Annotated in this window: 13 protein-coding genes and 1 pseudogene; 11 read left to right on the top strand and 3 right to left on the bottom strand. The window is 71.2% G+C overall.

The features are described 5' to 3' along the window. Together FM076_RS19535 and FM076_RS19540 are read left to right on the top strand one after the other, a co-directional pair. Positions 1–991, top strand: a pseudogene (locus tag FM076_RS19535) (hypothetical protein); the annotation flags it as partial. A 115-nt stretch (positions 992–1,106) separates the two neighbouring features. Then, positions 1,107–2,420, top strand: coding sequence for a geranylgeranyl reductase family protein (locus FM076_RS19540; RefSeq protein WP_173872296.1), 1,314 nt, complete (start codon positions 1,107–1,109; stop codon positions 2,418–2,420). 191 nt (positions 2,421–2,611) lie between these two features. Here FM076_RS19540 and FM076_RS19545 read toward each other — a convergent pair whose 3' ends face one another. Both FM076_RS19545 and FM076_RS19550 read right to left on the bottom strand, forming a co-directional pair. Beyond that, positions 2,612–2,854 carry a hypothetical protein gene (locus tag FM076_RS19545; RefSeq protein WP_173872297.1) on the bottom strand — a complete coding sequence of 81 codons (243 nt, stop codon included), beginning with the start codon at positions 2,852–2,854 and terminating at the stop codon, positions 2,612–2,614. Between the two features lie 23 nt (positions 2,855–2,877). Continuing rightward, positions 2,878–3,219 carry a hypothetical protein gene (locus FM076_RS19550; RefSeq protein ID WP_173872298.1) on the bottom strand — a complete coding sequence of 114 codons (342 nt, stop codon included), beginning with the start codon at positions 3,217–3,219 and terminating at the stop codon, positions 2,878–2,880. A 119-nt stretch (positions 3,220–3,338) separates the two neighbouring features. On the opposite strand from FM076_RS19550, the gene FM076_RS19555 reads away from it, so the two are divergent. Next, positions 3,339–4,148 carry a helix-turn-helix domain-containing protein gene (locus FM076_RS19555; protein WP_173872299.1) on the top strand — a complete coding sequence of 270 codons (810 nt, stop codon included), beginning with the start codon at positions 3,339–3,341 and terminating at the stop codon, positions 4,146–4,148. Next, positions 4,145–4,345, top strand: a complete 201-nt coding sequence (locus tag FM076_RS19560; RefSeq protein WP_173872300.1) for a DUF397 domain-containing protein — start codon at positions 4,145–4,147, stop codon at positions 4,343–4,345. Before FM076_RS19555 ends, FM076_RS19560 begins: the two co-directional genes overlap by 4 nt. 483 nt (positions 4,346–4,828) lie before the next feature. Here FM076_RS19560 and FM076_RS19565 read toward each other — a convergent pair whose 3' ends face one another. Further along, on the bottom strand, positions 4,829–5,629 hold the full coding sequence (locus FM076_RS19565) for a C40 family peptidase (RefSeq protein WP_173872301.1): 801 nt from the start codon (positions 5,627–5,629) through the stop codon (positions 4,829–4,831). Between the two features lie 940 nt (positions 5,630–6,569). On the opposite strand from FM076_RS19565, the gene FM076_RS19570 reads away from it, so the two are divergent. The 7 genes from FM076_RS19570 to FM076_RS34010 form a co-directional block, all read left to right on the top strand. Beyond that, positions 6,570–6,929, top strand: coding sequence for an NADH-quinone oxidoreductase subunit A (locus FM076_RS19570; RefSeq protein WP_173872302.1), 360 nt, complete (start codon positions 6,570–6,572; stop codon positions 6,927–6,929). Between the two features lie 14 nt (positions 6,930–6,943). Beyond that, entirely contained in the window at positions 6,944–7,498 is a 555-nt protein-coding gene (locus tag FM076_RS19575) for a NuoB/complex I 20 kDa subunit family protein (RefSeq protein ID WP_173872303.1), read from the top strand. Continuing rightward, positions 7,495–8,247, top strand: a complete 753-nt coding sequence (locus FM076_RS19580; protein ID WP_173872304.1) for an NADH-quinone oxidoreductase subunit C — start codon at positions 7,495–7,497, stop codon at positions 8,245–8,247. Before FM076_RS19575 ends, FM076_RS19580 begins: the two co-directional genes overlap by 4 nt. Continuing rightward, on the top strand, positions 8,247–9,575 hold the full coding sequence (locus FM076_RS19585; RefSeq protein ID WP_173872305.1) for an NADH-quinone oxidoreductase subunit D: 1,329 nt from the start codon (positions 8,247–8,249) through the stop codon (positions 9,573–9,575). The genes FM076_RS19580 and FM076_RS19585 overlap by 1 nt, the downstream gene beginning before the upstream one ends. 11 nt (positions 9,576–9,586) lie before the next feature. Next, positions 9,587–10,309: an NADH-quinone oxidoreductase subunit NuoE gene (nuoE, locus tag FM076_RS19590; protein ID WP_180218471.1), complete on the top strand. Its 723-nt coding sequence runs from the start codon at positions 9,587–9,589 to the stop codon at positions 10,307–10,309. After that, positions 10,306–11,703 carry an NADH-quinone oxidoreductase subunit NuoF gene (gene nuoF, locus FM076_RS19595; protein WP_173872307.1) on the top strand — a complete coding sequence of 466 codons (1,398 nt, stop codon included), beginning with the start codon at positions 10,306–10,308 and terminating at the stop codon, positions 11,701–11,703. The genes nuoE and nuoF overlap by 4 nt, the downstream gene beginning before the upstream one ends. Continuing rightward, positions 11,700–13,283: NADH-quinone oxidoreductase subunit G (locus FM076_RS34010; RefSeq protein ID WP_345945110.1), on the top strand; the 1,584-nt coding region annotated here is incomplete at its 3' end. The genes nuoF and FM076_RS34010, both read left to right, overlap by 4 nt.

Here is a 13,283-nt window from a genome sequence, read left to right on the forward strand (position 1 = left end):
CGGCCCGCAGGAAAGCGCCCCGCAGGGGAACGCCCGGAACGCCCCGCAGGGGAACGTCCCCCGGGAAGACGCCCCCCGGCAACACGGCTCGCCCGCCCCGGGCTCCGATGAGGGTGGCGGGGGTGAGGGCGGCCCGAGCGAGGGCGGTCCGGGCACCGGCGGTTCCGGCAGTCGTGGCCCCGCCGGCGGTGGCCCCGGTGGTGGTGGCCCCGGTGGTGGCGGGCCCGTTCCGCCGCCGCGGCGCGGGCGCGGCCTCGCCTGGGCCGGGCTCGTCCTGGCCGCGTTCCTGGTGGCCGGCGCCGCGACCGGTGGCGTCTTCTACCTGGTCGGTGACGACAAGGGGGACGGCAAGCCGTCGGCCGGGCCGTCCGTCAGGGCGAAGGAACCCGCGAAGGGCCCCTCGGACTCGGGGCGCGGCGGCGACGGCCCGTCCACCGAGGGGCCGAAGCCCGCGCCCTCCGGCGGCAGCGCCTCCCCCACGGGCTCCGGCCCCGACCCGGACGCCGTCGCGGGCGGCACTCCCGGCAGCCCCGCCGACACCGGCCTGCCGGCCGGCTTCACCATGGCCGAGGACCCCAAGGGCTTCTCCGTGGGCGTGATGGAGGGCTGGCAGCGCGAGTCGAAGGGCACGCAGGTCGACTACGCGGCCCCGACCGGCGGCAGCTACCTGCGGATCGGCGTCATCGAGAACGCGGGCCAGTCCTCGCTCGACAACTTCCGCACCCTGGAGAAGGGCGCCCGGAAGCGGGACGGCTACCAGCGGCTCGAACTGACGGAGAACCCCTTCCGGGGCCGCCCCGGAGCCCGCTGGGAGTTCGTCTACACCGAGGACGGGGGCCGCACCACGGTGCACGCCATCGACCAGGCGTACGTGGCCGAGGACGGTACCGAGTACAGCCTGTACTTCTCGGGCCGTTACGACACCTGGGACCCCGAGCGGGACCAGGTCTTCAGCACCGCGCTGCGCACCTGGGACGAGGACGGCTCCTGACGCGGGCGGGCCGCGCACCGGCCCGGGCCCCATCGGCGGCCCGGTCCTCGGGGGGTCCCGTGTGCCCGCATAGACTGGCGCGGTCAGCCGACCCAGCCAGCACGCGGGAGTCCTCGTGGCCGATGCCCAGCCGAAGGCCGATCCCCAGCCGACCACAGTCTCGGAGCGGTCCGCCGATGTGATCGTCGTCGGCGCGGGGCCCGCGGGCTCCACGACCGCCTACCACCTGGCCCGCAGCGGCCTGGACGTCCTGCTGCTGGAGAAGACGGCGTTCCCCCGCGAGAAGGTGTGCGGCGACGGGCTCACCCCGCGGGCCGTCAAGCAGCTGGTGGCCATGGGCATCGACGTCTCCGAGGAGGCGGGCTGGCTGCGCAACAAGGGCCTGCGCATCATCGGCGGCGGCCACCGCCTCCAGCTGCCCTGGCCGGAGCTGGCCAGCTACCCCGACTACGGACTGGTCCGCAAGCGGGACGACTTCGACCAGCAGCTCGCCCGCCAGGCCGAGAAGGCCGGGGCACGGCTGTACGAGCGCTGCAACGTCACCGACCCGGTCGTGGACGAGCGCACCGGCCGCCTCACCGGCGTCCACGCCAAGCTGGGTGAGGAGAAGACTCCGGTCACCTTCCACGCCCCGATCGTGGTCGCCGCGGACGGCAACTCCACGCGGCTGTCCCTGAAAATGGGGCTGCACCGCCGCGAGGACCGCCCGATGGGCGTCGCCGTGCGGACGTACTTCACCTCGCCGCGGCACGACGACGACTACCTGGAGTCCTGGCTGGAGCTGTGGGACCGACGCGGACCGCAGGAGAGGCTGCTGCCCGGCTACGGCTGGATCTTCGGCATGGGCGACGGCACCTCCAACGTCGGGCTCGGCGTGCTCAACACCTCCGCCGCCTTCAAGGAGCTGGACTGGCGCGAGGTCCTCAAGGCGTGGTGCGCCTCCATGCCGCAGGAGTGGGGCTACACGCCGGACAACATGACGGGCCCCGTCCGCGGTGCCGCGCTGCCCATGGCCTTCAACCGGCAGCCGCACTACACGCGCGGGCTGCTGCTGGTCGGTGACGCGGGCGGGCTGGTGAACCCGTTCAACGGCGAGGGCATCGCGTACGCGATGGAGTCCGGCGCCATCGCCGCCGAGACCATCGTGCAGGCGCACGCCCGGGCGACCCCGGCCCAGCGCGAGCTGGCCCTGCGCCGCTACCCGAAGGTCCTCAAGGACACCTACGGCGGCTACTACACGATGGGCCGCGCCTTCGTGAAGCTCATCGGCAACCCGAAGGTGATGAAGCTCGCCACCGAGCGCGGCCTCTCGCACCCCGTCCTGATGCGCTTCACCCTCAAGATGCTCGCCAACCTCACCGATCCCACGGGCGGCGACGCGATGGACCGCATCATCAACGGCCTGACGAAGGTCGCCCCGCGCGCCTGACACCTTTGGGGCCGGCCACAGCCGAGGAACGAACGGCGGTGCCGTGAACGCGGAGCGGGCCGGGGGGCAGCCCGCTGGAGTTGTCACACCGGCCTGCGGCGACACGGCGCCCGCGTCGCGGCCGCAGGCGGGGAGCGGCCCGCGAACGGAACCTGCGGCGCTGTCCCCACGCCCCTCGCCTCCGCACCTGCTCACCCCCACCGCTGGTGCGCCGTCCCGCTGCTGCGTGCGTTCACCTCCCGCAGCTGGAGGCTCAGCTCCCGCGCCCGCTGGGAGCGCACCAGCTTCCGGACCGCCCGCAGGGCTCGCCGCTCCCGGTCCGTCGCCACCCGTACGGCTGACAGGTGTGTACGCCACGTACGCCGTCCCGGCCGCGCCAGCGTGAGCCAGGCGCCATGCACCCGCACCACAAGCGCGGGCTGTTGCCGTGTCACGTCGAACACCGGCTCGCCCGGCCTCACCGCCGGCCCGCCGGCCGCCCGGGGGCGTACGCCCGGGCGTGCACGCGCGCCTGGTGGGCCCGCCACAGCACGCGCACATCCACCGCCCGGCTCGCGTCACCGTCCCGCTCCGCCGCCGTGTGGCCCCGCGCGTACCGCTCGCACTCGCCGCAGCCCGCCACGGGGGACGGCGGCCGCAGGACGGGAAACTCGGGAAGATCCTGGTAGCCCCCGTCGTCGTCGCAGGGGCGCACCTTCTGACGCGCGTCCTCGTGCTCCTGCTCCTGGCCAGACCGGTGCTCGTGCCGGCTCCGGTGCTGATTCTCGTGCTCGTACTGGTGCTCACCTGACGTGTGCATAGCGCTCTCTGCCTGTGTCGGCCGCCTCGCGGCTGTTTTCCGTTCCGGTGACGAGCATCACGCAGTACCACTACGCTCACCAACAGTGACGATGTGCGAGCGACCGAAGGAACACAGCCATGCCCGCACCCCGAGAGCTCGACCCCACCTACTCCGTCGCCGCCTACCTGGGCCACAAGATCCGCCGCGAACGCGAACGCCGCGGCTGGACCCAGGTGGACCTGGCCGGCCGCGTCTTCATCTCCCGCGCCCGCCTCGCCAAGGTCGAACTGGGCACCGATCCCCCCAACCCCGCACTGGCCGCCCGCTTCGACAAGGTCCTGGGCTTCGAGGACGACCTGAAGAACCTGGCCGGCGTGCTGCTGAACTCCCAGTTCCGGGACTACGCGCAGGCGTACCTGGCACGGCAGTTGGAGGCGGCGGCCATTCACGGCTACTCGATCGTGGTACCGGGGCTCCTCCAGACCGAGGCGTACGCGCGGGCACTGATGCTCGATGCAGAGGCGGAGGACCCGGCCGAGGTCGACCGCTACGTCGAACGCCGGATCGCCCGACAGGAAGTGTGGGCTCGTGCGAAGCCGCCGTGGATGTGGACGCTTCTCGACGCGGCCGTGCTCCGCAGGACGGTCGGAGGCCGGGCGACGATGCGCGAACAGCTGTGCAAGATCCGGGAGATGTGCGAGCCGCCGTACGTCAACCTCCAGATCATCCCGGATGATACGGCCGCGATCCCCGGCTCACTCTGGCTGCTCACCCTCCCGAACGGCGACCGGGGAGCGTACACGGAGGGTTTCGAAACCGGCGCCTACTCCGAAGAACCGAGCATGGTCGCCCGCTTCCAACGGGTCTATGATCGGTTGCACGCCAGTGCGTTGAGCGCGGACGCGTCCATGGAGCTGATCGAGAAGGCCATCGAGGGATACTCATGATCGACCTGAACGCCGCGACGTGGCGCAAGTCCAGCTACAGCGGACCGACCAACGACGACTGCGTCGAGGTCGCCGTCGGCATCCCCGGCCGTGGCGGCACCGTCGTCCCGGTTCGCGATTCGAAGTTCCCGCAGGGGCCTGTGCTGCTCTTCGGTAGGTCGGCCTGGTCCTCGTTCATCGAGCGGCTCGGGGACTGAGGAACGACGGGGAGGCCGGCTCGCCCGGCGTGTTCCCTTCCTGGATGTGCCACCGCTCTCGCCGTCGGGCAGGTCGTCGCTCCCCTGGTCGTCCGGCGGCTTGATGTCCGACGTACGCGAGTCCCCCGCAGCAGGCTCCCCGAGCGTCAGGTGGCTGTCGCGAACCTGACCGTAGTAGCGCGCCCGTCCCCCCGTCGCAGTTATCTTCTTCGCGGTCCCGCAAGAGGGCCGCTCGGGGCGATGCCGCCGGCACGGCCGGCAGCGAGACGGGCGAGGTGCACGCCTTCCTGTGGCGCAGGAGCTGATCCGGCCCCCGTCGCCCCTGCGGCAACGGCTCCCGGAACCACGGCGCCGCCCATGGCAGGGCGTTCGCCGGACCGGACGGGGCGGTCCGGCTGCTGAGGTCCGGCCGCGGGGGCCCGGACATGCCGAGGGGCCCCACCGCGCCGTGCGGTGGGGCCCCTCGTGCCGGAGTGCGCAGGCTCAGAGCACGCGGACCGCGCCGGTGGGCTGGTCGTAGCTCAGGGGGCGCTCCACGACGCCCGTGGAGGAGTTCTGGGCGCCGATGAACTTGCCGTCGCCCACGTAGACGGCCACGTGGTAGGCGCTGCCGGCGCTGCCCCAGTAGAGGATGTCGCCGGGCTGGAGGTTGTCCAGCGAGACAGGGGTGCCCGCGGTGGACTGCGGCTGCGAGGTGCGCGGCAGGCTGACGCCGACCTGCTTGAACGCCGCCTGGGTCAGACCCGAGCAGTCGTACGCGGAGGGGCCGGTGGCGCCCATGACGTAGGACTTGCCGACCTGGGCCCGCAGGAAGTTGAGGAGGGTGGCGACGTTGCCGCCCTGGGGGGCGGGGGTGGAGAGGGAGGCGCGGTCGGCGGAGCGGGACGCGTGGGCGTCGCTCTTGGGGGCGGCCGCGGCACGGGCCGCCTTGCGGGCCGCCTCGGCCTTGCGCTCGGCCTCCGCCTTCGCCTTGGCCTTCGCCTTGTTCTCCTTGGCCTGCTCCTGGGCCTTGGCGGCCGCGGTCTGCTGGGCCTGCTGGAGCTGGAACTGCTGCGCCGAGTCCTGCAGCGACTCGGCCGCCAGGGTGCTGGAGTCCGCCGTGGAGAGGGTGGGCATCTCCACGGTCTCCGCCGGTGCGTTCTTGTCGGCCGCGAGGGCCGGCGCCGCCGCGGCGGTGAGAGCGATGGTGCCCATGACGCCGCCCGTCATGCCCGCACGCAGCGCCGTGTTCATCTTGCTGGAGCGTGGCTTCCGGTGGCTGGGTATCTGAGCTTTCGGGGACATGAGGGAATGCCTAGCAGGACCGAAAGCGATCCCTCAACAATCGTGCGATGCGCCACAGTCGTCGCGGACACGGCCAGTTGGGCCCTCCGGCACCCCGGCGGCGCGTCCTCGTACGCCGTGATCATTGCCCAACTACGGGGCCGTGACCATGCAGTTGTCCGCATTGCCGGAATCCCTCGGGCGCGTATACCACGACGAAAAGCCGGAATCAAAGAAGGCAGCGACTGCCGGAATCCGGAGTGGCGCAGCTCACAATCCGGAACTCAACTCTTCGTGCGAAACGCACATTGATCCCCTTTCACCCATCCCGCTCGGCTCCGCCGGCCCGCCGTCCGGTCACGGGAGGGACTCGGCCGGGTCGCGGCGGGGTCTCGGCGGGGGGCCCGCGGGGATTCAGCGGGGATTCGACGGGGATTCGCCCGGCGGTGGGTACGGCCGCCGAGTTGGCCGTGGACCGGTCGTGGGCCCCTCGCGGGCATCACGGTCATCGCGGACATCGCGACCGGAGTGCGGCGTCGGGGTCCGCCGTCATCGGGTGCGTGCGGCATTTGTGCCGGGTTTCACGAACGCACGAGGCGGAGTGGTTCGCGCATAGCAGGTGAAACCGTCCAGCGCGAATTTGCCTCTGCAGCCCCATGCCTGATACAGCGACCCGCCGCCAATGGGCGTGAGCACGGCCCGATCGTCACCTCAAGTGATCGTTCCGGGGCTTTGCGTATGAAGATCAACGTCCATCCGACGGAATGATTGGCCGTCAGGTGGTGGAGATCACAAAGTAGTTGGTGCCTCCCGTGTCGCAGATCACAGAGGGGCGGGCTTAAGATGCCTGCGAACAGGGCTTGTGAACTGCCTCACATAGGAGCGATCTTCGTGGGGAGGCGCGCAGCGGCCCAGCGGTCTGCCGGCAGTCAGAGACGACGCCTGGAAGGAGACGGGAGCGGTGAACGTCTACACACCAATCCTCGTACTGGGAGCCCTGGCGGCGGCGTTCACGGTCTTCTCCGTGGTCGTGGCCTCCATCGTCGGCCCCAAGCGCTACAACCGGGCCAAGTTGGAGGCGTACGAGTGCGGCATCGAGCCCACGCCGCAGCCGGCCGGAGGCGGGCGCTTCCCGGTGAAGTACTACCTGACGGCGATGCTCTTCATCATCTTCGACATCGAGATCGTCTTCCTCTACCCGTGGGCCGTCCATTTCGATTCCCTCGGGATGTTCGGGCTCGTCGAAATGCTGGTCTTCGTCGCCCTCATCGGTATCGCGTACGCCTACGACTGGCGGCGTGGCGGCCTGGAATGGGACTAGGGGCAGGATAAGCAATGGGACTTGAAGAGAAACTGCCGAGCGGATTTCTGCTCACGACGGTCGAGAAGGCAGCCGGACTCGCGCGTAAATCCTCCGTCTTCCCCGCGACGTTCGGACTCGCCTGCTGCGCCATCGAGATGATGACGACCGGCGCGGGCCGCTACGACCTCGCCCGGTTCGGCATGGAGGTCTTCCGCGGCTCGCCCCGCCAGGCCGACCTGATGATCGTGGCGGGCCGGGTCAGCCAGAAGATGGCCCCGGTGCTGCGGCAGGTGTACGACCAGATGCCGAACCCCAAATGGGTCATCTCCATGGGCGTGTGCGCCTCCTCGGGCGGCATGTTCAACAACTACGCGATCGTGCAGGGGGTCGACCACGTCGTTCCCGTGGACATCTACCTCCCCGGCTGCCCGCCGCGCCCCGAAATGCTGCTCGACGCCATTCTCAAACTGCACGAGCAGATCAAGAATTCCAAGCTCGGTGTGAACCAGAAGGAAGCGGCCCGCGAGGCGGAGGAGGCGGCCCTGAAGGCCGTGCCCACCATCGAGATGAAGGGGCTGCTGCGATGAGTGACGCCCGTGTGAACGGCAACGGCGACGGCGGGCACGCCGGCGACGACCACCCGGGCAGCTCCGTCCCGGTCCAGCAGGGCGCCCCCGGCGAGGTCATCGACGTCCGCCGCGGCATGTTCGGCGCCCGCAACGGCGGCGACACCTCCGGATACGGCGGCCTGGTCCGCACCGTCCGGCTGCCCGGCGCCACCCCCCGCCCGTACGGCGGATGGTTCGACGAGGTGGCCGACGAACTGGAGGGCGCGCTGGAGGAACAGGGCGTCGCTCCTGAGGAGGTCATCGAGAAGACGGTCGTGGACCGTGGGGAGCTGACGTTCCACATCGCCCGCGCGCATCTGCCGCGCGTGGCCCGCACCCTGCGCGACGACCCCGCGCTGCGCTTCGAGCTGTGCACCGGGGTGAGCGGCGTCCACTACCCGGGTGACAAGGGGCGCGAGCTGCACGCCGTCTACCACCTGCGCTCGATCACCCACAACCGGCTGATCCGGCTGGAGGTGAGCGCCCCCGACGCGGACCCGCACGTGCCCTCGGTCGTGGACATCTACCCGACCAACGACTGGCACGAGCGCGAGACCTACGACTTCTTCGGGCTGATCTTCGACGGCCACCCGGCGCTGACGCGGATCATAATGCCGGACGACTGGCAGGGCTTTCCGCAGCGCAAGGACTACCCCCTCGGCGGCATTCCCGTCGAGTACAAGGGCGCCCAGATTCCCGCTCCCGATCAGCGGAGGTCCTACTCCTGATGGCCAGTACACACGCACCGGCCGGTGTCCGGGAAACCACCGAGGGGACGGTCTACGACGTCACCGGCGGCGACTGGGACGAGCTGGCCGCGCACGCCGCCAAGAGCGACGACGAGCGCATCATCGTCAACATGGGTCCCCAGCACCCCTCCACCCACGGCGTGCTGCGGCTCATCCTGGAGATCGACGGCGAGACGGTCACCGAGGCCCGCGCGGGCATCGGCTATCTGCACACCGGCATCGAGAAGAACCTCGAGTTCCGGACCTGGACGCAGGGCACCACGTTCGTCACCCGGATGGACTACCTGACGCCGTTCTTCAACGAGGCGGCGTACTGCCTGGGTGTCGAACGGCTGCTGGGCATCGAGGACCAGGTGCCCGAGCGCGCCAATGTGATCCGCGTGCTGCTGATGGAGCTGAACCGGATCTCCTCGCACCTGGTGGCCATCGCCACCGGCGGCATGGAGCTGGGCGCCACCACGATCATGATCTTCGGCTTCCGGGACCGCGAACTCGTCCTGGACCTGTACGAGCTGATCACCGGTCTGCGGATGAACCACGCCTACATCCGCCCCGGCGGCCTGGCCCAGGACATCCCGCCCGGCACCGTCGACGCGCTGCGCGAGTTCATCAAGAAGATGCGCAAGAACCTGCCGGAGTACGACGCGCTCGCCACCGGCAGCCCCGTCTTCAAGGCCCGGCTCAAGGACATCGGCCACCTCGACCTGGCCGGCTGCATGGCCCTGGGCGCCACCGGGCCCATCCTGCGCTCGGCCGGACTCCCGCACGACCTGCGCAAGGCCCAGCCGTACTGCGGCTACGAGACCTACGACTTCGAGGTCCCGACCGTGGACACCTGCGACTCCTACGGGCGGTTCCTGCTGCGCCTGGAGGAGATGCGCCAGTCGCTGCGGATCATCGAGCAGTGCGTGGACCGGCTGGAGCCGGGCCCGGTCATGGTCGCCGACAAGAAGATCGCCTGGCCCGCGCAGCTGGCCCTCGGCCCCGACGGGCTCGGCAACTCGCTCGACCACATCAAGAACATCATGGGCACCTCCATGGAGGCGCTGATCCACCACTTCAAGCTGGTGACCGAGGGCTTCCGGGTGCCACCGGGCGAGGTGTACGCGGCCGTCGAATCGCCCAAGGGCGAGCTGGGCGTGCATCTCGTCAGCGACGGCGGCACCCGCCCCTACCGGGTGCACTTCCGCGACCCCTCCTTCACCAATCTCCAGTCCATGGCGGCGATGTGCGAGGGCGGCCAGGTCGCGGACGTCATCGTCGCCGTCGCGTCCATCGACCCCGTGATGGGAGGCGTCGACCGGTGAACAGCGTTGAGATGGGCCTTCCCGAGATGCCCGCGCCCGACTACCCGGCCGAGGTGCGCAGGCGGCTGGAGGCGGACGCGCGGGAGGTCATCGCCCGCTACCCCGACAGCCGTTCGGCGCTGCTGCCGCTGCTGCACCTGGTGCAGTCCGAGGACGGGTACGTCACCCGCACCGGGCAGCGGTTCTGCGCCGAGATGCTGGAGCTGACCACGGCTGAAGTCAACGCCGTGGCCACCTTCTACTCCATGTACCGCCGCAAGCCCTCGGGCGACTACCAGGTCGGGGTGTGCACCAACACCCTGTGCGCCGTCATGGGCGGGGACGCCATCTACACCACGCTCCGCGAACACCTGGGCGTGGGCGACGGGGAGACCACCGAGGACGGCAAGGTCACCCTCGAACACATCGAGTGCAACGCGGCCTGCGACTTCGCGCCCGTGGTGATGGTCAACTGGGAGTTCTTCGACAACCAGACCCCTGAGTCAGCCCGCGCGCTGGTGGACGACCTGCGTGCCGGCCGGGAGGTCGCCCCCACCCGCGGCGCGCCGCTGTGCACCTTCAAGGAGACGGCGCGGGTGCTGGCGGGCTTCCCCGACGAGCGCGAGGGAGCCGCCGACGCCTCCGGCAGCGCCGGCCCCGCCTCGCTCGCCGGGCTGCGGCTGGCCAAGGGCGAGAGCGGCCCCGGCGTGGTGGCTCCCCGCGGCGGCGCGGCCGACGAGGAGGGGAAGGGATGACCGTGGCAGCACACGACGGCGGACAGGGCGGGGCCTCCCAGCCGGCACCGCACCCGGAGGCGGACCCGCAGAAGCTGCTGGCCCCCGTGCTCTCGGCGCACTGGGACGAGCCCGACTCCTACACCCTGGCCGGCTACCGGCGGCACGGCGGCTACCGGGCGCTGTCCAAGGCGCTGGCCATGGACCCCGACGACCTGATCGCCTACGTCAAGGAGGCGGGCCTGCGCGGTCGCGGCGGCGCCGGCTTCCCGACCGGGATGAAGTGGCAGTTCATCCCGCAGGGCGACGGCAAACCGCACTACCTCGTCGTCAACGCCGACGAGTCCGAGCCGGGCACCTGCAAGGACATCCCCCTCCTCTTCGCCAACCCGCACTCCCTCATCGAGGGCATCGTCATCGCCTGCCACGCGATCCGTTCCCACCACGCCTTCATCTATCTGCGCGGCGAGGTCGTCCCCGTACTGCGCCGCCTCCATCTGGCCGTGCGCGAGGCCCACGAGGCGGGCTACCTGGGCGCCGACGCGCTCGGCCCGGGCAAGGACCTCACGCTCACCGTGCACGCGGGCGCGGGCGCCTACATCTGCGGTGAGGAGACGGCGCTCCTCGACTCGCTGGAAGGCCGCCGCGGCCAGCCGAGGCTGCGTCCCCCCTTCCCTGCCGTCGCCGGCCTGTACGCGTGTCCCACCGTGGTGAACAACGTCGAGTCCATCGCCTCGGTTCCCGCCCTCGTCGACAAGGGCAAGGACTGGTTCCGCTCGATGGGCAGCGAGAAGTCCCCCGGCTTCACGCTCTACTCGCTCAGCGGCCACGTCGCCCGCCCCGGCCAGTACGAGGCGCCGCTGGGCATCACCCTGCGCCAGCTCCTCGACATGAGCGGCGGCATGCGCCCCGGGCACCGGCTGAAGTTCTGGACCCCGGGCGGCTCCTCCACCCCGCTGCTGACCGACGCGCACCTGGACGTCCCGCTCGACTACGAGGGCGTCGGCAACGCCGGCTCCATGCTGGGCACCAAGGCCCTCCAGTGCTTCGACGAGACCACCTGCGTGGTGCGGGCCGTCACCCGCTGGACCGAGTTCTACGCCCACGAGTCCTGCGGCAAGTGCACCCCCTGCCGCGAGGGCACCTACTGGCTCGTCCAGTTGCTCCGCGACATCGAGGCCGGCAAGGCGCGGGCGTCCGATCTGGAGAAGATCGCCGACATCGCCGACAACATCAACGGCAAGTCGTTCTGCGCCCTCGGCGACGGCGCGGCGTCCCCGATCTTCTCCTCGCTGAAGTACTTCCGCGACGAGTACGAAGCCCACCTCGCGGGACGGGGCTGCCCCTTCGACCCCGCCAAGTCCACCGCGTGGGGCGACCGCCCCGACTCCGCTCACCTGGAGGTGAACGCGTGACCGTCACCACTCCTGCCGCCTCCACAGGGGGAGGGGAGGCCGCACCGCCGCCCGAGGACCTGGTGTCGCTGACGATCGACGGCGCCCAGATCTCCGTGCCCAAGGGCACCTTGGTGATCCGCGCCGCCGAACTGCTCGGCATCGAGATCCCGCGCTTCTGCGACCACCCGCTGCTCGACCCGGCGGGCGCCTGCCGCCAGTGCATCGTCGAGGTGGAGGGCCAGCGCAAGCCGATGGCGTCCTGCACCATCCAGTGCACCGACGGCATGGTCGTCAAGACCCATCTGACCAGCGATGCGGCGAGCAAGGCGCAGCGCGGTGTGATGGAGCTGCTGCTCATCAACCACCCGCTGGACTGCCCGGTCTGCGACAAGGGCGGCGAGTGCCCGCTGCAGAACCAGGCCATGTCCCACGGCAACGCCGACTCCCGCTTCGAGGGCAGCAAGCGCACCTACGAGAAGCCCGTCGCCATCTCCACCCAGGTGCTGCTGGACCGCGAGCGGTGCGTGCTGTGCGCGCGCTGCACCCGCTTCTCCAACCAGATCGCGGGCGACCCGATGATCGAGATGGTGGAGCGGGGCGCGCTCCAGCAGATCGGCACCGGCCAGGACGCGCCCTTCGAGTCGTACTTCTCCGGCAACACCATCCAGATCTGCCCGGTCGGCGCGCTGACCTCGGCCGCCTACCGGTTCCGCTCCCGCCCCTTCGACCTCGTCTCCTCGCCCGGGGTGTGCGAGCACTGCGCGGGCGGCTGCGCCATCCGGCACGACCACCGGCGCGGCAAGGTGATGCGCCGCCTCGCGGAGAACGACCCCGAGGTCAACGAGGAGTGGATGTGCGACAAGGGCCGGTTCGCGTTCCGCTACGCGCAGCGGCCCGACCGGCTGCACACCCCGCTGGTGCGCGGCGAGGACGGTGAGCTGGCGCCCGCGAGCTGGCCCGAGGCGCTGGAGGCCGCCGCGCGCGGGCTCGCCGGGGCGCGGGGCCGCGCGGGCGTGCTGACCGGCGGCCGGCTCACCGTCGAGGACGCGTACGCCTACGCCAAGTTCGCCCGGGTCGCGCTGCGCACCAACGACCTCGACTTCCGCGCCCGCCCGCACTCCGCCGAGGAGGCCGACTTCCTCGCCTCCCATGTCGCGGGCCACGGCAGGGACATGGACTCCACGGGCGTGACCTACACGGCGCTGGAGGCGGCGCCCGCCGTGCTCCTCGTCGGGCTGGAGGCCGAGGAGGAGGCGCCGGGCATCTTCCTGCGGCTGCGCAAGGGCCGGCGCGGCCACGGCCAGCGCACCTACGCGCTGGCCAGCCACGCCACCCGGGGCCTGGAGAAGGCCGGCGGCACGCTGCTGCCCGCCGCGCCCGGCACCGAGACCGAGTGGCTGGACGCGCTCGCGGGCGGCGTCGGACTGGACGAACGCGGCAGCGCCGCGGCCGAGGCGCTGCGCGGCGAGGGCGCGGTGATCCTCGTCGGCGAACGCCTCGCCGCCGTGCCCGGCGCGCTCACCGCGGCCCTGCGCACCGCGGTGGCCACCGGCGCCACGCTGGTGTGGGTGCCGCGCCGCGCGGGTGAGCGCGGCGCC

Source organism: Streptomyces albus subsp. chlorinus (assembly GCF_013302895.1).
Taxonomy (GTDB): domain Bacteria; phylum Actinomycetota; class Actinomycetes; order Streptomycetales; family Streptomycetaceae; genus Streptomyces; species Streptomyces chlorinus.

What these genes read in the sequence shown, in the direction of transcription:
- FM076_RS19580 (WP_173872304.1), top strand. Translation starts at nt 7,495, where the DNA reads ATGAGTGACGCCCGTGTGAACGGCAACGGCGACGGCGGGCACGCCGGC.
- FM076_RS19565 (WP_173872301.1), bottom strand. Translation starts at nt 5,629, where the DNA reads ATGTCCCCGAAAGCTCAGATACCCAGCCACCGGAAGCCACGCTCCAGC.
- nuoE (WP_180218471.1), top strand. Translation starts at nt 9,587, where the DNA reads ATGGGCCTTCCCGAGATGCCCGCGCCCGACTACCCGGCCGAGGTGCGC.
- FM076_RS19560 (WP_173872300.1), top strand. Translation starts at nt 4,145, where the DNA reads ATGATCGACCTGAACGCCGCGACGTGGCGCAAGTCCAGCTACAGCGGA.
- FM076_RS19550 (WP_173872298.1), bottom strand. Translation starts at nt 3,219, where the DNA reads ATGCACACGTCAGGTGAGCACCAGTACGAGCACGAGAATCAGCACCGG.
- nuoF (WP_173872307.1), top strand. Translation starts at nt 10,306, where the DNA reads ATGACCGTGGCAGCACACGACGGCGGACAGGGCGGGGCCTCCCAGCCG.
- FM076_RS19555 (WP_173872299.1), top strand. Translation starts at nt 3,339, where the DNA reads ATGCCCGCACCCCGAGAGCTCGACCCCACCTACTCCGTCGCCGCCTAC.
- FM076_RS19575 (WP_173872303.1), top strand. Translation starts at nt 6,944, where the DNA reads ATGGGACTTGAAGAGAAACTGCCGAGCGGATTTCTGCTCACGACGGTC.
- FM076_RS19585 (WP_173872305.1), top strand. Translation starts at nt 8,247, where the DNA reads ATGGCCAGTACACACGCACCGGCCGGTGTCCGGGAAACCACCGAGGGG.